Origin of the sequence: Candidatus Accumulibacter cognatus (genome assembly GCF_000584975.1) — a bacterium.
GTDB classification, from domain to species: Bacteria; Pseudomonadota; Gammaproteobacteria; order Burkholderiales; family Rhodocyclaceae; genus Accumulibacter; species Accumulibacter cognatus.
Genome location: NZ_JDST02000059.1, coordinates 83,182 through 99,489 on the forward strand (window position 1 = coordinate 83,182; position 16,308 = coordinate 99,489).

Here is a 16,308-nt window from a genome sequence, read left to right on the forward strand (position 1 = left end):
GAATCGATCCCGGTTTCAGCGATCTTGCTGGCCGCCCGGCCTGATGCATCACACTTGGCTATTCAGACGGCGGTCTTGAGGACGCCCCCTGAGTGCTCGTAAGGAAATCAAAATCTCGACCTTGCCATCTCCGTAACATGCTGTTTTACAATACGTCGGTTCGCCAATTCATTTTCGCGACCACGAAATGCAAGGGCCGGGTTTCCCCGGCCCTGAAATCACCCGATCGCTGGGTCTGTTACTTCCAGCCGGACTGCTTCTCGCAATCCTTCATCGCCTTGGGATTGGCCTTTTCCCATACGGAGATGGAGCGAGTTTCGTTTTCGTCCATCTTGTCATTCATGCATACGCAGTACTTGCGGACCACTTCAGCGGTGGCGCCCTCGCCCTTGTTGTCCTTGATACACTGAGAAATCCACTTCCTGTCATCGGCATCGGCAAAAGCGGCTCCGCTGACCAGCATGGACAGCAAGAGGCACGTTGCGCTGATATTCAATTTCATCTGATTCTCCCAAAGTAGGCTGCATGAAAGGAGTCGCCATGCTACCCATCATGAGCTCAAAGTCAAGCTGGAGATCGGGATGATTTCAGCGCTTCAATCGCCCCATAACGATCATCGATGCCGGAGTAGCTGTGCTGGAACATCGCCATCTTCCCCCGCTCCTCCTCGCGAGAGGGAGCGGGGGAGATCATCGCTGGCAGAGGAAACGGTTGTCGCTCAGTCGCCAGCCGGGCCACGGGGAGGACGTGGACCACCCGGTCCGAAATGGCCGCCCGGCCCCATCCGTTCGATCTTGCTCTTGAAGAACAGGCGCGCTTTTTCCTTCTGCGCGGCGTCGAGAGTGTCGTAGACAGCCAGCCAGCGGTCGCGGCCGGCCTCGCGCTGCTTGCGAGCGGCATCCCTCAGTTCATCCATCTGCTTGATGATGGCGCGCAGGTCGGCGCCCGGTTTGCTGACGCTGGCCAGGATTTCCTCATGGTGCTTGCGCATCTGCTCGCGCATCTCGCGCATGCCGGACTTGCTGAACTGCTCTGCGTCCTGCCAGAGCGCTTCCTGTTTGGCGTCCAGCTTGAGGTCGTCGTGCAGGCGCGACATCTCCTTCTGATGGTATTGCATCCGTTGTTCCATCCGTCCACCGGGCGGGCCGCAGCGTTCTGGGCTCATGGCGAAAGCCGCACCGCCGACGCCAAGCGCCAGGACCAGTGCAGTGACGAGAATACGCGGTGAGAATTTTGATTTCATGGAGTGACTCCTGTCAGTGGGGTTGAACGATCGCGATCGGCGCTGTTCTCTGCTTTTTCGCGATGCCGCCATTGTGCCCTGGCCGGCATTGCAAACGATTTCATCACTGTGGCGTTGCGTTGCAAATTGTTTCTTTCACCCGGAGCACGGACGTCGACAGCATAGAATGCGGACAATCGCCACAGCCGCCACGACCATGAAAAAAATTCTCCTCATTGACGACGACGCCGAGTTGCGCCAGTTGCTCGCCACCTATCTTGGCCGGCACGGTTTCGACACCCTGCTGTTGCCCGATACGCGCCAACTCGATGCCTTTCTCGAACGCTACCAGCCGCAACTGCTGATCCTCGACCTGATGCTGCCCGGGGAAGACGGCCTGGCGGCGTGCCGGCGGCTGCGCTCGCGTGGCGAGACGCGGCCGGTGATCATGCTGACCGCGCGCGACGAGCCGGCCGACCGGGTAATCGGCCTGGAGATGGGTGCCGACGATTATCTCGGAAAACCTTTCGACCCGCGCGAGCTGGTCGCTCGCATCGAGGCGGTGTTGAGGCGTGGCACACGCTCGCCGGCGGCAGTGCCCGATTCCGCAGGCGGCGTCACACGCTTCGGCGAATGGCTTTTCGACCGGGCTGCGCGTCAGTTGTCGAGACAGGGTCAGGCGGTGGCACTGACCAGCGGCGAATTTGCGCTGCTGAACACCCTGATCAATCACGCCAACCAGGCGATGAAGCGCGAGCGTCTGCTGGAGTTGACGCGCGGCGACGCCAGCGAGTCCTTCGACCGCGCCATCGACGTTCAGATCCACCGCCTGCGGCGTCTGATCGAAGCCGATCCCGCCCACCCACGCTACCTGCAGACGGTGTGGGGAGTCGGCTACGTGTTCGTTCCGGATACCGTCGGCGATACCGACGCAGGATGAGACTCTTTCCCGCTTCGCTGGCTGGACGGACGGTACTGCTGGTGATTGCCGTGATCGCTGTCGCCGAGATTGCCACCTTCTCGTTGCTCGGGCATTTCCGCCGCAGCTCGCACGTCAATCAGACGGTGCAACTGATCGCCGGCCAGGTGCGTCTGTTGCAGGTAGTGCTGCCAGGACTCGGCGATGACGCTCGCCAGGCCCTGAGTGCGGCTGATGCCGGCGAGCAAGGGCTGCAGTTGCGTCCGGACGGCAGCGGGGTACCGACTCACCAGCCGCTCTTTCCTTTCGCGCGCCGCCTCGCCAATGACCTCACCGAACGTCTCGGAGAGCCGGTATTGCTCCGGCATGGCGGTCCGGGACAGCGCAGTGGCCTGTGGATCGGTTTCATGGCCGGCAACGAGCGCTGGTGGCTGCTGCTGCCGCCACCACGCTTCGAGCCGCAGGCGCTGCCCTCCGATCTGTGGTGGTTTCTGGCGCTGACGCTGGCCGCCGTGCTGTTGATCGCTGGCCTCTTCTTACACGGCATCGTCGGACCGCTGGCCCGCCTCGGCGATGCCGTCGCGGCAACCGGCGACGGCGCGGCATGCACGGCAACGCCGGAAGGTCCGCGTGAGGTGCGGCGTCTGGCCGAGCGTCACAACACCATGCTGGGCCAGTTGGCGGCAGCGGCAGCCGAGCGCCGCGAGATGCTCGCCGGCCTGACGCACGATCTGCGCGCACCGCTGACACGCTTGCGCCTGCGTCTGGCGCTGCTCACCGGCGACCAGCAGGGGAGCGGTGATTGTGCCGGTCTGGTGCGCGACGTCGACGACATGGAACGGATCGTCGGCCAATGCCTGGCTTTCCTGCGTAGCGAACACCCCGAGGGGGCGGCGATGGCGCCGCTCTTGATCGCGACACTGCTGCAGGAGGCGGTCTCGCGCCAGCGCGAACTCGGCCGCGCCGTCGAATTGACGGTCAGCGCCGCTGCGGTGCAATGCCGGGTGGCAATGACCCCCGGCAATCTGCAGCGGCTGCTCGACAACCTGATCGACAACGCCCTGCAGCATGGTGCGCCACCGGTCGAAGTACAGTTGGTACGGGACAGTGCCGGCGTCGTAGCGCTGCGTGTGCGTGACCACGGGCCGGGAATTGCCGGCGCGGATCGCGGCCGCGCCCTCGAACCCTTCGCCCAGCTCGAACCGGCGCGCGCCACCGACGGCAGTTGCGGACTCGGTCTGGCGATCGTGCGGCGTATCGTCACCGGCTGTGGGGGTGAGCTACTGTTGGCCGACGCGCCCGGCGGCGGCCTGGAAGTTCTCGTTCGCCTGCCGGCCCGCTGAACAGGCCTGAGTGCGGCCATCGGCAGGGCATGCACCTTGATCGTGGTGCGGAACTTCCGGATACTCACCAGGCCCAATCACCACTTTACCGGAGATTCTTCACATGAACGAGCAGGAACAGCAAGCCATTCTCACCCTCTGCCTGATGGCCGCCTTTGCCGACGGTCACAAGAATGAATCCGAGCGCGCCGAACTCAAGCGCATCGCCGACGCCCTGGCTAGCGAGGGATCGATCAACCTCGCCGCGCTCTATCAGGACGTGCTGCTCAAGCGGGTCTCGATGGCATCGACAGTGGCCGCGCTGACGACCCCGAACGCGCGGCAGCTCGCCTTCGAAATGGCGGTCTGCGTCTGTGACGCCGACGGCGTGCAAAGCGCTGCCGAACAGGCTTTTCTCGCCGACCTGCAGAGCGCGCTTGCGATCGACCTGCAGCAGTCGGCAGCCTACAGCCGGCAGGCGGAAACCATCGCGGCATTGCCGCTCGGCGCAGGCGCCAGCGGCAGCACGCCACTGCCGCCGCCGGCCCCCGCGCCTCTTGGTGCTGTCGAGCATGCATCGACACTGAGCGAGGCGGAAATGGACAAGATGATTCTCAATGCGGCGATCCTCAATGGCGCACTCGAACTGTTGCCGGAATCGCTGTCGACGATGGCGATCATCCCGCTGCAGATGAAACTGGTCTATCGCATCGGCAAATCCCATGGTTTCGAACTCGATCGCGGCCATATCAAGGATTTTCTCGCCACGCTCGGTGTCGGGCTGACCTCGCAATATCTCGAACAGGCCGGCCGCAAACTGCTCGGCGGTCTGCTCGGCAAGGTTGGCGGCGGCCTGTTGCGCGGTCTTGGCAAACAGGCGGTCAGTTCAGGAATGAGTTTCGCCAGCACCTATGCGCTCGGGCACATCGCCAAACGCTACTATGCCGGTGGTCGCAGCTTCTCGGCGCCGATGCTGCGCACCGCTTTCGACGACATGCTCGGCGAAGCCAAAGGGCTGCAAGGTCGTTACCTGCCCGAGATGCAGGCCAAGGCACGGACGCTCGATACTGCCCAGATCATCGAACTGGTCAGGCAGGGCTGATTTCCTGATACGTTCACGCGCTTCGCACGGCGCAGCGATGCCGCCGGCTCGTCACCGATCTTCTGAAACGATCCCCCCATGCTCACCTTCGATAATCGTTTTCTGCGCGAACTGCCGGGTGACCCCGAGCGAAGCAATGTGTCGCGGCAGGTCTTCGGTGCCTGCTGGTCGCCGGTCGATCCGACGCCCGTCACCGCGCCGAGACTGCTCGCACATTCGCGCGAGGTGGCGGCGGCGCTCGATCTCGACGAACAGGCGATGGCTGCACCGGAATTGCTCGCCGCGCTGGCTGGTAATGGACGGCTGCCCGGCATGGCGACCTATGCCAGTTGCTACGGTGGCCACCAGTTCGGGCAGTGGGCCGGCCAGCTCGGCGACGGCCGTGCGATCCTGCTCGGCGAAGTGATCAACCATCAGGGGCAGCGCTTTGAACTGCAGCTCAAGGGGGCCGGCCCGACGCCCTACTCGCGCCGCGCCGACGGCCGCGCGGTGCTGCGCTCGTCGATTCGCGAGTTCCTGTGCAGCGAGGCGATGCACCACCTCGGCGTGCCGACGACACGCGCACTGAGTCTCGTCGGAACCGGTGAAACGGTCATTCGCGACATGTTCTACGATGGTCATCCGGTTGCCGAGCCGGGCGCGGTGGTCTGTCGGGTTGCGCCCTCGTTCACCCGTTTCGGCCATTTCGAGCTGCTGGCAGCGCGCGGCGATCGTGCTTTGCTGCAGCGCCTGGTCGAGTTCACCCTGGCACGCGACTTCCCCGAACGGGTCGCCGCTGGCCCTGCGAACGACCTGGCTGCCTGGTTCAGGGAAATCTGCGAACGCACCGCGCGCCTGATGGTGCACTGGATGCGCGTCGGCTTCGTACATGGGGTCATGAATACCGACAACATGTCGATTCTCGGTCTGACCATCGATTACGGCCCCTACGGCTGGGTCGACAATTTCGACCCCGGCTGGACGCCGAACACCACCGACGCATCGACCCGGCGCTACTGCTTTGCCCGGCAACCGGCGATCGCGCTCTGGAATCTCGAACGGCTGGCCGAAGCGCTGGCGATGCTGATGCCCGAACCTGGCGAACTGGCCGACGCCCTCGAACATTACGGAGAGGTATATGCCCACGAATTCCGCGCTGCCTACGCCGCCAAATTGGGCCTCGAACGCTGGCAGGACGACGATGTCGATCTGCTCGAGGACCTCTACGGGCTGATGCATCGGGCGGAAATCGACATGACCGAGTTTTTCCGCAGCCTGGCCAGCCTGGACATCGGGCAGCCGAGCGTCGAGGTCGTGCAGGAATCGTTCTACCGTCCGGATCTCCGACAGCGCTTTGCCGGCGATCTGCTGCAGTGGCTGCAGCGCTACGCTGCCCGCCTGCGACAGGAAGGGCTACCGGCAGATCGACGGGCGGCGCGGATGAACGCCGCCAACCCGCGCTACGTGCTGCGCAACTACCTCGCGCAGCAGGCGATCGACCTTGCCGAACAGGGTGACCTGCGGCGGGTCGATGACCTGCTCGAGATCTTGCGCCGGCCTTATGATGAGCAGCCGGGACGGGAAGCGTTCAGTACCAAGCGACCCGATTGGGCGAGACATCGGGCGGGGTGTTCGATGCTCTCCTGCAGTTCGTGAGAAAGGTCGCAAAAAAAGGAGCCAAATCATGAAAGTCGTCAAAGCGCTGGTTTTGCTGGCCCTGTTCTGCGCTGGACAGGTCGCTGCTGCCCAGGCTCTGCTGATCAACGAGCCGCCGCCGAGGGGGGTCCCGCCCATCCTCCTGCGCACGCCGGAAGCGGTACAGCCGATCCGGCTGACCCGCGTCAACGTCGATGTGCTGGTGCTTGGCCGCCTGGCGAAGAGCACGGTCGAAATGACCTTCCACAATCCCAATGCCCGCGTACTCGAAGGAGAACTGCAATTCCCCCTGCTCGACGGTCAGGAGGTCAGTGGTTTAGCGCTCGATTTCGACGGCAAGTGGCGGCCGGCAGTACCTGTTGACAAGGCTCGCGGTCAGGAGGTCTTCGAGGAGGTGACGCGGACCCGGGTCGACCCGGCCCTGCTGGAAGCCACCCAGGGCAACAACTACAAGTTGCGCATCTACCCGATTCCGGCGCAAGGCGACCGCAAGGTATCGCTGACGATCAGCGAACATCTGCCGGCAAGACGTGATGGGACGGCGCTGCTGCGCCTGCCTTTGGCATTCGGCGAACGGCTGGGGAATTTCGATCTGCGGATTCAGGCACCCGGCCTCAAGGCCGATGCGGCCAGGGTAGTGCGCGGCCTGAGCGGTGCCCGCTGGGAGAACCGCGAAGGCGGCGCGACGCTGACATGGCATCGCCGCGATGATCAGCCGGAACCTCTCGCCGAAGTGAGCCTCTCGCCACCGACCGGCCCGCTGATGACCGTGGAGGAGTTCGGCGGCAAACGGTACTTCTACGCCGAACTGCCGGGGCCGGGGATACCCCCTGCCGCACGACCGAAACCAGGGCAGTTGGCCCTGGTCTGGGACGCTTCGGGTTCCGGTGCGCAGCGCCAGCACGGGCGCGAATTTGCCCTGCTCGACGCCTATTTCAAGGCCCTCGGCAATGGCCAGGTGCGGCTGACACTGGCCCGCGACAGCGCCGAGGACGGCGGCAATTTTGTCGTCAAGGGAGGCGACTGGTCGGCCCTGCGCGCGCGCCTGGAACAGGTGATCTATGACGGTGCCACCAACATGGCGGCTTTTCGCCCACCCGCCGCGGCGGACGCCGTGCTGCTCTTCTCCGATGGTCTGGGCAATTTTTCTGCCCAGACCATGCCCGATTTCGACCTGCCGCTGTTTGCCGTCAGCGCCGCAGCGGCGGCCGATGGCGAACGCTTGCGCCAGGCCGCGACAAAAAGCGGTGGCGTCTATATCGATCTGCTCGCGACTTCGCCGACGGCGGCGGCAGCGGCACTGCGCAGCGTCGGCCCAGGCCTGGCCAGCCTACGTTCCAACGGTGCGCAAGAACTGGTGGCAGCGCCGCTCGATCCGGAATCGGGGCGCCTGGCGGTGACCGGCATCCTGACCGAGCCGACTGCGGTGCTCGATCTGGAATGGCGCAAGCCCGGCGGCGGGATCCAACGTCAGCAAGTCCGGGTCGGCAGCACGAACGCGCTGCCGGCCAGTTTTGCGGCGCAGGCCTGGGCACGCCTGCGGCTGCAGCAGTTGTTGCCGGAGCGGAGCCTCCATCGGACGGCCATTGCCCGTCTCGGCAAGTCCTTTGGCCTGGTCACACCGGGCACCTCGCTGATCGTTCTGGATCGCGTCGAAGACTATGTGCGCCATGAAATCCCGCCCCCCGCCGAGCTGCGTGACGACTACGAGCGGCTTGCGGCAAGCCGTCGGCAACAGGCCGAACGGGACCGCGCCAGTCACATCGAAGACATCGCGCGTCGCTTCAAGGAAAAACAGGCCTGGTGGGAACGCGACTTCCCCAAGGGAGATCGCCCGCCAGTGAGGCAGGAAGCCAAAGTGGCAGCGGCCGCAGGAGCCGCACCCGGCATGATGATGGAACGAAGCCAGCGCGCTTCGGCAGCACCACCGGCGCCTGCCCCGGCCACCGCTGCACCGATGCCGAGGATGGACGCAGCCGCCCCGGCGAGCAAGGCGAAGCTTGCCGATGCCGAAGCACCCGTCGCCCGGATCCAGCTCAAGAAATGGCTTCCCGACGCGCCTTATGCGGAACGCCTGCGCAAGACAGAAGCCGACCAGCTTTATCGCGTCTATCTCGACGAGCGACCCGCCTACCTGAACAGTACGGCCTTCTTTCTCGACGTGGCCGACATTTTCTTCGAGCGTGGCCGCCCGGAACTGGCGCTGCGCATCCTCTCCAACCTGGCCGAGATGGATCTCGAAAACCGTCACATCCTGCGCATTCTGGGCTACCGCCTGCTGCAGGCGAAACGGGCCGACCTTGCCGTGCCGGTGCTGCAACGCGTCCTCGATCTGGCGCCCAACGAACCGCAGTCCTGGCGTGACCTCGGACTGGCACAGGCAGAAACCGGCGACCGGCAGCAGGCCGTGGCGTCGCTCTACCAGGTGGTGACCCGCCCCTGGCACAATCGCTTCCCGGATATCGAACTGGTGGCCCTGGCGGAAATGAACGCGCTGATCGCCACCTCGCCATCAGGAATCGACACCTCGGCGATCGACCCACGTTTTCTGCGCAATCTGCCGCTCGATTTGCGCGTGCTCCTGGCCTGGGATGCCGACAATACCGACATCGACCTCTGGGTCACCGACCCCAACGGGGAAAAGGCCTACTATGGCAACCGCCTGACCTATCAGGGTGGCGCCATGTCACGCGATTTCACCGGGGGTTACGGACCCGAGGAGTTTTCCCTGAAAAAGGCCAAGCCCGGCCGCTACCTCGTGCAGGCGCAGTTCTACGGACACCGCCAGCAAGTGGTCGCGGGCGCGACGACACTCAGCCTGCGCCTGTATACTGCTTTCGGCAGCGCCGCCCAGAAGGAAGAGTGGCTGACCCTGCGGCTCAAGGGGCAGCGCGAGGTGGTGACGGTAGGTGAATTCGTGGTCGGCCAATAATGCCGATGTTATTGGGCAGGTTGCCCGACGTTGCCCCCGTTCCAGGTGTGGTGGACACCGTCGTCCTTGCCCTGATACCTGAAAGGGAAGTCGTCGCCGTAGGTCAACACTGCCCCGGCCTGCACCGGCAAGGTCAGCACATCGAGTACGGTGGCAAAGGGCAGCAGAAAAAGGCCGGTCAGTTTCCGATCCTGGGTCTCTGCCGGAACATTCACGCCCAGGTAGTTGCGGTCCACGGTTTGCGACAGGATGCACCCGGTATTGAGAAGGACGGTGCCGACGACCAAAGTCACGACCCGTATCAGACGGTTAGGCATTTTCTCTCCTTCAGGCGACGATCAGGCCAGGGGGATCTGATCGGCTACCCGGTGAATAATCATTGAACAAACTCGGCGTTGCCGCCGCCAATCAGGATCCGCTAGGGCCTTGATGACTATACCACTATTCATTGCCCATCCACATGCCCACCCCTAACCGGAATACACGACCGTCGCCGCTTCACCGGCCGCCCTGGGTTTGATCGCCCCGATGACCACCGCCGCTTCACCGGCCGCATGCAGGATCTGCAAGGCCTGTTGCACGTCCTCGCGAGCGACGACGACGACCATGCCGATCCCGCAGTTGAAGACGCGATGCATTTCGCTATCGGCAACGCCGCCTTCTCGCTGCAGCCAGTCAAAGAGCTTCGGGCGAGACCACGCCGCCTGCGCGATCTCGGCCTTGACTGCGGGCGGCAGGATGCGCGGCACGTTGCCAGTAAGGCCACCGCCGGTGATGTGCGCCAGGCCCTTGACCGGCAGCGCCTGCATCAGCGCCCGCAAGGCTTGCACGTAAATCCTCGTGGGCGCCAGGATGGCCTCGGCGAACGTCGTTTCGCCGTCGAAGGCCTGTGTCAGGTCGGGCTGCGCGCGACTGATGATTTTCCTCAGCAGCGAATAGCCGTTGGAATGCGCACCCGATGACGGCAGACCGAGCAGCACGTCCCCCGGAATGATCGTCGAGCCGTCGATGATCGCCGCTTTCTCGACGACGCCGACGGCGAAACCGGCGAGATCATATTCGCCTGCCGGGTACATGCCCGGCATTTCGGCTGTTTCACCGCCGATCAGCGCGCAGCCGGCAAGTTCGCAGCCTTTGGCGATGCCCTTGACGACATCGGTAGCGGTCTCGACGTCGAGCTTGCCACAAGCGAAATAATCGAGAAAAAAAAGCGGCTCGGCGCCCTGGACGAGGATGTCGTTGACGCTCATCGCCACCAGATCGATGCCGATGGTGTCGTGCCGCTGCAGTTCGAAGGCGAGCTTGAGCTTGGTACCGACGCCATCGGTGCCGGACACCAGTACCGGCTCGCGGTAGCGTCTGGGAACTTCGAAAAGCGCACCAAAACCGCCGATGCCGCCGAGTACGCCCTCGCGCAGGGTTTTTCCGGCGAGGGGTTTGATCCGTTCGACGAGTTGATCGCCGGCGTCGATGTCGACACCGGCATCGCGATAGGAGAGAGATTCTATAGTCATGAATGAGAGGATCCCGAGCAAGGCTGGCAGGTGCAGTGCAGTGGTAGAATGTGCCATTTTCGAACGTCTGAAACCCAATCTTATCCGAAATGGCCCTTCCGCGTGCCGATCGCAGTGCCTCCGCCTCCGCTTGAACCCCGTCCGATGCGCCAGTTGATTCTTGAACTGCTGCCTGACGCCCCCCCCAGCTTCGACAATTTTGTCGCCGGCAGCAATGCCGAAGCGTTGACCGGCTTGGCCGCCTGGCTGGCGCCGGCCAACCGCGAATCGGTTTTCCTTTTCTGGGGAGAAGCCGGCGCCGGCAAATCACATCTGCTGCAGGCCTGCCAGGCTGCGTACAGCGACGCGCGCGTGGACCCGGATCTGTCCCGAATTGCCCCCACCGGCGAGTTCTACGCCGTCGACCACGTCGAGGCGCTCGGCGAGACTGGCCAGATCGTCCTCTTCAACCTGATCAATCGCCTGCGCGCCAGCGGCGGCCGTCTGCTTGCCGCCGCCGATGTGCCACCGCTGCGCCTGACCCTGCGCGAAGACCTGCGTACACGGCTCGGTAGCGGCCTGCTCTATCGCCTGAGGCCGTTGAGCGACGCCGAGAAACTGGCGGCGCTTGCCGAACAGGCCAGAATGCGGGGGCTGGTGCTGCCGCCCGAGGCGTTCAGCTACCTGTTTGCGCGGGCGCCGCGCGACATGCGCAGCCTGGCAGCCTTGCTGGTGGCAATCGACCGTTATTCGCTCGAACAGAAGCGCCCCATCACCCTGCCATTGTTGCGTGAGGTCATGCAGACCTTGGTAACTGGCTGACCCGCCCGAAAGCAAAGCATGGATCTTGCCCTCTTCGACCTCGACAATACCCTGATTGCCGGTGACAGCGACTTTGAATGGGCGCAGTTCCTGATCGGCAAGGGGATTCTCGACCGTGCCTTGTATGAAGCCAAGAACATCGAATTCTACGAGCAGTACAAGGCCGGGACCCTCGACATCGACATTTTTCTCGATTTCCAGCTCCGGCCGTTGGCGGCCCATCCCCGCGCCTTGCTCGAATCCTGGCAGCGCGAGTTCCTTTCCCGACAGATCCTGCCATTGGTCAGCGAACAGGCGCGGCGGCTGGTTCGCGGGCATCTCGACAGTGGCGCCCTGTGCGCCATCGTCACTGCTACCAACAGCTTCGTCACCGGTCCGATCGTCCGCGAGTTCGGAATCGCGCATCTGATCGCCACCATTCCGGCACAGGAGAACGGCCAGTTCACCGGTCGGCCGCGCGGCCTGCCATCGTTCCGGGAAGGCAAGATCGTCCGCGTCGAGGCCTGGCTCGAAGCGCTCGGACTGTGGTGGAGCAGCTTCGACCGGAGCTGGTTCTACAGCGACTCGCAAAACGATCTGCCCTTGCTTTCCAAGGTCAGCAACCCGGTGGTGGTCGACCCCGATGCGACGCTACGCGCACACGCCGAAGCTGCGGCCTGGCCGATCATGAGCCTTCTCGGGTGAGCACATCGGGAAAACGCCGGCCGCCGACCGTGGCCATATCCGTTATCATGCGCTGCGCCATAGCAGCGAGCAGAAACCATCCTCAATGATCCGCAAGTTCATCTCCCGCGTCTTCGGACGCCATCACCCCGGCAAGCACAGCGAACCGGCCATCCTCGCCGCCGCCCAGCATGGGCTGCAGCGTGAGGACATCAGTCGTGGCTGCCGGCGCACCATCGAAACCCTGCAGGAAAATGGCTACCAGGCGTACATCGTCGGTGGCGCCGTGCGCGATCTGCTGGCCGGCCTGACGCCGAAGGACTTCGATGTCGCCACCAATGCGACGCCGGAACAGGTTCGCCACTGCTTTCGCCGTTCGCGCATCATCGGCCGCCGTTTCCAGATCGTGCATGTCAGCATGGGCACGGAAATCATCGAGGTAACCACTTTCCGCGGCCACCACGGGGAAGAGAGCGGCAACAAGGCGCTGACCGATGAACAGGGTCGAGTGCTGCGCGACAATGTCTTCGGTAGCCAGCTGGAAGACGCCGCGCGCCGGGATTTCACGGTCAACGCGCTGTATTACGACCCGACCTCCGAAACCATCGTCGATTACCACCACGGCGTTGCCGACCTGCGCCAGAAAACCCTGCGCATGATCGGCGACCCGAAAACCCGCTACCGCGAAGATCCGGTGCGCATGCTGCGCGCCGTCCGCCTGGCGGCAAAGCTGAGCCTGTCGATCGATCCCGAAGCGCGCCGGCCGATCCGCGAGATGGGCAGCCTGATCGAGAACGTTCCGCCCTCACGCCTGTTCGACGAGATGCTCAAGCTGCTCACCTCGGGGCACGCCGTCCGCTGCGTCAGGGAACTCCGCGAAGAGGGACTGCACCACGGGCTGCTGCCGCTGCTCGACGTGATTCTAGACCAGTCGCTCGGCGAACGATTCGTCATGCTGGCACTGGAAAGCACCGACCGTCGCGTTCGCGAAGGCAAACCGATCTCACCCGGCTTCCTTTTTGCCACCCTGTTCTGGCACGAGGTGCTGGCCAAGTGGGAACCGCTCAAGGCACGCGGTGAACCGGCCATCCCGTCCCTCTTTCTAACGATGGACGAAGTCCTCGATGTGCAGGCCGAAAAGCTCGCGATCACCCGCCGGATTGCCGGCGACATCAAGGAGATCTGGGCTTTGCAGCCCCGCTTCGAGCAACGCTCCGGCAAACGCCCCTACGGCGTCCTGCAGCAGCCGCGCTTCAAGGCAGGCTACGATTTCCTGCTGCTGCGGGTCGAGTCGGGCGAAGTCGATCAAGCCGTCGGCGAATGGTGGACAGCTTTTCTCGCTGCCAGCGACGAGGGACGCGCCGCCATGCTACTGCCAGCAGCGTCTGGAGAAACCAGAAAACGTCGCCGGCGGCGTCGCCCGCCGGCCGACAACGGGCAGGATGCCACGCTCCCGGAATAAAGCGCCGCGCACCGGCGAAGTCTCCCTGGCCGACGCCACCACAATGGGAGAAGAGTTCTTCACGGACAGCCCGTACGCTGATCCGGGATCGCCGGAGGGAGGCAGGCGGCCGCCAAATGTACCTGGCGTCTCGCACCTGGCCTTCGTCGCGCTCGGCGCCAATCTCGCCGATCCACAAGCCCAGTTGCGTGCAGCCGCAGCGGCGCTGGCCGACCTGCCCGAATCGCGACTGTTGCAGGTCTCTTCGCTCTATCGCACGGCACCGGTGGGTATCCGTGGCCAGCCCGATTTCATCAACGCAGTAGCGGCCATCAGGACCGACCTTGACCCGCAGCAGTTGCTCGACGCGCTGTTCGTCGTCGAGCGCCGCTTCGGTCGCCGCCGCGAGTTCCACCATGCCCCGCGCACCCTCGACCTCGACCTGCTGCTCTACGATCAACGGGTGGTCGATAGCCCACGACTCAGCGTGCCGCACCCGCGCATGCACCTGCGCGCTTTCGTGCTGGCCCCTTTGCTGGAGATTGCGCCGCTCTGCCGCATTCCCGGCCGCGGTACCGCCGCCGCCTGGCTGCCGGCAGTCAGCAGACAGACCATCGAGAGGCTTGAATGATCGCTGAGTGCGCGACCAACCTGACGCCTTGTTCTCTGGCCACCCAGGATCGTAGGCAGATCAAGGGGTGAGGGCATGATGGGCTTGGCGAAGAGGCCTCGCGGGTGGTGTATGTTGTTGACTGTTCCTGGCCACGGGCGGATTTGAGCCCCCTGCCGCAGCGGTGCTCCGTGCGCCCGCTCTGCCGATGATAGTGGTGAATCCGGGGCAGAAAAGGGGTGGCTTCAGGGGCGCCTTCAGGGGCGCCTTAAACCGCCAAAAATTTTACTACAATTATATGGTTACGGGGAATTCGGCAATATGCCATCAGAGTTCGAGGGCCATGTCCCTGCCCCCGACCCCTCGCCCGCCAGTGGAAAGGGGAGATTCGTGAGTCGCTGACGCGACTTTCAAACAAAATCTCGATAAGGACTCATCAAATGGCGAACTTGAGCTTCTCAACGACCAACTGGGCGGCGTGGTTTGCAACACCCAACCAACTTGCACAGCAGCTCTCGCAGTCGATGACGCGGGCAATCGTCCTCCTTGAGGATTTAGAAATCAATTCCGAGAGCCTGACTCCAACCACCTATGCGGCGCAGTTTGACAACCAGGGAACGCTCAACATGAGTGGCCAAGGGTTCGACACTGACGTCTGGGTCATCGACGAGATCAGATACTCGGAGCCGGACCCCTCTGGCAACACGTTCACCTTTGCCGGCAATCTGCACTTCGAGAACGACGGTGAAAGCATTTTTGGAACCCTCTCGAACCTGAGCTTCAGGTTCTTTGACCTTGAAATGTCGGCTGCGGGAAGCCTCGGCTTCGATACCAGCGGCAAGGGTTCCGGCAGCTATAACCGCATCATGTACAGGCAATCCGGCTGGACATTCGAGTCGGCTGGCAACGTGAGCTATCAGGGGTTTCAGGCGAGCGGAACACTTGACTATCTGACCGTCACTTCCCCCCAGGGGGATCGGTTTTCGGTGAGCAACTCGGCCAAACTCACAGCCCCGATTCTCAACGGCATCCAGAGCACGGGCAAGGGCATGGGATTCTTTCTCTCGGAGAGTTTCCTCGACGGCAACGACACCCTTACCGCAAGTGAGCGCAACGACGGGTTCAGCGGCTATGCCGGCAACGATGTCTTGCTTGGTGGCGATGGTCATGACACTCTCACCGGTGGCGCGGGCAATGATACGCTCGACGGCGGCAGTGGTGTCGACAGCGCAATGTTCAGCGGCAAGATCGCCCAGTATAGCTGGACCACAACCGGTGACGTCCTCCGGGTCCAGGCGAATGCCGGTAGCGATGGCATGGACACCCTCAGCGGGATCGAGCGGCTCGGCTTTGCCGACCAGAGCCTCGCGTTCGATGTGGCCGCCGGCAACGCCGGCACCACCGCCAGAATCCTGGGCGTGGTCTTCGGACCGTCATTCGTCACCAACAAGACCTACGCAGGCATTGCGCTCTCCTTGCTCGACGGCGGCATGAGCTCCGACGATCTCATCGCACTGGCGCTGCGGGTGAAGCTTGGCGAACATTATTCCAATGCGGCAGAAGTGGAAGCCCTTTATCAGAACCTCTTTGGCCATGCACCGACCACCGCCGAAGTGACTTTCTGGTCGACTGCCATCAATACAGGCCAATTCTCCCAGGTTTCCCTTGCCAAGGCTGCCGCCAATCTCGACATCAATGCTGTCAACATCGACCTTGTTGGCCTGATGCAGACCGGGCTGGGCTACTTGCCATTCACTTGAAATCAGGACGGACCAACAGTACGGAATGGCATTGTTCGTGACGCGGATCTCACCCTTGAACGGTTTCTGCAACTTCTGCAGCGGTACCCGCCCAACCCTGCGCGCAAGCGTGGGGGCATGCCGGATCGTCTGCAAAGACAATGGACAGGTGATTGCCGCCGACATGACCGTACTGATGCGTCCGGTCTTTCCAAGCGGAAGAACCAGCAGGATCATTGAGGAGCTTGAACTCGATACTTGAGGTGCTTGAACTCGATACAATTGTATTGTCGGAATGTTCACCAGACGTGGTAGCGACCGAGTAGTTGCTGCGTATTGCGGGCGTTGCCGGACAGCCGGGATTCAGACGAGCAGACTGATTCAATACAACTGAAGTTTAGACACTCG

General features: G+C 63.3%; 14 protein-coding genes. 10 read left to right on the forward strand and 4 right to left on the reverse strand.

Annotated features, from left to right (window positions below; all coding sequences use genetic code 11):
* Positions 1 to 238: 238 nt before the first annotated feature.
* Entirely contained in the window at positions 239 to 502 is a 264-nt protein-coding gene (locus AW06_RS11875) for a hypothetical protein (RefSeq protein ID WP_034950222.1), read from the reverse strand.
* A 216-nt stretch (positions 503 to 718) separates the two neighbouring features.
* Positions 719 to 1,243 (reverse strand): periplasmic heavy metal sensor, encoded by a 525-nt coding sequence (locus tag AW06_RS20510; protein WP_171047191.1) that lies wholly within the window; start codon positions 1,241 to 1,243, stop codon positions 719 to 721.
* Positions 1,244 to 1,439: 196 nt separating this feature from the next.
* On the opposite strand from AW06_RS20510, the gene AW06_RS11885 reads away from it, so the two are divergent.
* From AW06_RS11885 to AW06_RS11905, 5 genes are all read left to right on the forward strand, one after another.
* Positions 1,440 to 2,162 carry a response regulator gene (locus AW06_RS11885; RefSeq protein ID WP_034950282.1) on the forward strand — a complete coding sequence of 241 codons (723 nt, stop codon included), beginning with the start codon at positions 1,440 to 1,442 and terminating at the stop codon, positions 2,160 to 2,162.
* Positions 2,159 to 3,484, forward strand: a complete 1,326-nt coding sequence (locus tag AW06_RS11890; RefSeq protein ID WP_138677226.1) for an ATP-binding protein — start codon at positions 2,159 to 2,161, stop codon at positions 3,482 to 3,484. Before AW06_RS11885 ends, AW06_RS11890 begins: the two co-directional genes overlap by 4 nt.
* Positions 3,485 to 3,587: 103 nt before the next feature.
* A complete protein-coding gene (locus AW06_RS11895) occupies positions 3,588 to 4,565 on the forward strand; it encodes a DUF533 domain-containing protein (protein ID WP_034950224.1) in 978 nt (325 codons plus the stop codon).
* 78 nt (positions 4,566 to 4,643) lie between these two features.
* Positions 4,644 to 6,200, forward strand: a complete 1,557-nt coding sequence (locus tag AW06_RS11900) for a YdiU family protein (protein WP_034950226.1) — start codon at positions 4,644 to 4,646, stop codon at positions 6,198 to 6,200.
* 28 nt (positions 6,201 to 6,228) lie between these two features.
* A complete protein-coding gene (locus AW06_RS11905) occupies positions 6,229 to 9,132 on the forward strand; it encodes a VIT domain-containing protein (RefSeq protein ID WP_034950229.1) in 2,904 nt (967 codons plus the stop codon).
* A gap of 8 nt (positions 9,133 to 9,140) precedes the next feature.
* Here AW06_RS11905 and AW06_RS11910 read toward each other — a convergent pair whose 3' ends face one another.
* Both AW06_RS11910 and purM read right to left on the reverse strand, forming a co-directional pair.
* A complete protein-coding gene (locus AW06_RS11910; RefSeq protein WP_034950233.1) occupies positions 9,141 to 9,449 on the reverse strand; it encodes a hypothetical protein in 309 nt (102 codons plus the stop codon).
* Positions 9,450 to 9,602: 153 nt separating this feature from the next.
* Entirely contained in the window at positions 9,603 to 10,646 is a 1,044-nt protein-coding gene (gene purM / locus AW06_RS11915; protein WP_034950286.1) for a phosphoribosylformylglycinamidine cyclo-ligase, read from the reverse strand.
* Between the two features lie 144 nt (positions 10,647 to 10,790).
* Between purM and hda the strand changes: the two genes are divergently transcribed.
* The 5 genes from hda (at position 10,791) to AW06_RS20515 (ending at position 15,921) form a co-directional block, all read left to right on the forward strand.
* A complete protein-coding gene (gene hda / locus AW06_RS11920; RefSeq protein WP_034950235.1) occupies positions 10,791 to 11,447 on the forward strand; it encodes a DnaA regulatory inactivator Hda in 657 nt (218 codons plus the stop codon).
* Positions 11,448 to 11,465: 18 nt separating this feature from the next.
* Positions 11,466 to 12,131 (forward strand): HAD family hydrolase, encoded by a 666-nt coding sequence (locus AW06_RS11925; RefSeq protein WP_034950238.1) that lies wholly within the window; start codon positions 11,466 to 11,468, stop codon positions 12,129 to 12,131.
* Positions 12,132 to 12,216: 85 nt separating this feature from the next.
* On the forward strand, positions 12,217 to 13,572 hold the full coding sequence (pcnB, locus tag AW06_RS11930; RefSeq protein WP_034950241.1) for a polynucleotide adenylyltransferase PcnB: 1,356 nt from the start codon (positions 12,217 to 12,219) through the stop codon (positions 13,570 to 13,572).
* Positions 13,553 to 14,182: a 2-amino-4-hydroxy-6-hydroxymethyldihydropteridine diphosphokinase gene (gene folK / locus AW06_RS11935; RefSeq protein ID WP_324546328.1), complete on the forward strand. Its 630-nt coding sequence runs from the start codon at positions 13,553 to 13,555 to the stop codon at positions 14,180 to 14,182. The genes pcnB and folK overlap by 20 nt, the downstream gene beginning before the upstream one ends.
* Before the next feature lie 419 nt (positions 14,183 to 14,601).
* On the forward strand, positions 14,602 to 15,921 hold the full coding sequence (locus AW06_RS20515; RefSeq protein WP_138677229.1) for a hypothetical protein: 1,320 nt from the start codon (positions 14,602 to 14,604) through the stop codon (positions 15,919 to 15,921).
* Positions 15,922 to 16,308 lie beyond the last annotated feature (387 nt).

Bases quoted from the DNA above. Each gene is read 5' to 3' on its own strand.
- AW06_RS11885 (WP_034950282.1), top strand. From the start codon at position 1,440: ATGAAAAAAATTCTCCTCATTGACGACGACGCCGAGTTGCGCCAGTTG.
- AW06_RS11910 (WP_034950233.1), bottom strand. From the start codon at position 9,449: ATGCCTAACCGTCTGATACGGGTCGTGACTTTGGTCGTCGGCACCGTC.
- AW06_RS20515 (WP_138677229.1), top strand. From the start codon at position 14,602: ATGGCGAACTTGAGCTTCTCAACGACCAACTGGGCGGCGTGGTTTGCA.
- AW06_RS11900 (WP_034950226.1), top strand. From the start codon at position 4,644: ATGCTCACCTTCGATAATCGTTTTCTGCGCGAACTGCCGGGTGACCCC.
- AW06_RS11925 (WP_034950238.1), top strand. From the start codon at position 11,466: ATGGATCTTGCCCTCTTCGACCTCGACAATACCCTGATTGCCGGTGAC.
- folK (WP_324546328.1), top strand. From the start codon at position 13,553: ATGCCACGCTCCCGGAATAAAGCGCCGCGCACCGGCGAAGTCTCCCTG.
- purM (WP_034950286.1), bottom strand. From the start codon at position 10,646: ATGACTATAGAATCTCTCTCCTATCGCGATGCCGGTGTCGACATCGAC.
- pcnB (WP_034950241.1), top strand. From the start codon at position 12,217: ATGATCCGCAAGTTCATCTCCCGCGTCTTCGGACGCCATCACCCCGGC.
- AW06_RS11905 (WP_034950229.1), top strand. From the start codon at position 6,229: ATGAAAGTCGTCAAAGCGCTGGTTTTGCTGGCCCTGTTCTGCGCTGGA.
- hda (WP_034950235.1), top strand. From the start codon at position 10,791: ATGCGCCAGTTGATTCTTGAACTGCTGCCTGACGCCCCCCCCAGCTTC.
- AW06_RS20510 (WP_171047191.1), bottom strand. From the start codon at position 1,243: ATGAAATCAAAATTCTCACCGCGTATTCTCGTCACTGCACTGGTCCTG.
- AW06_RS11890 (WP_138677226.1), top strand. From the start codon at position 2,159: ATGAGACTCTTTCCCGCTTCGCTGGCTGGACGGACGGTACTGCTGGTG.
- AW06_RS11875 (WP_034950222.1), bottom strand. From the start codon at position 502: ATGAAATTGAATATCAGCGCAACGTGCCTCTTGCTGTCCATGCTGGTC.
- AW06_RS11895 (WP_034950224.1), top strand. From the start codon at position 3,588: ATGAACGAGCAGGAACAGCAAGCCATTCTCACCCTCTGCCTGATGGCC.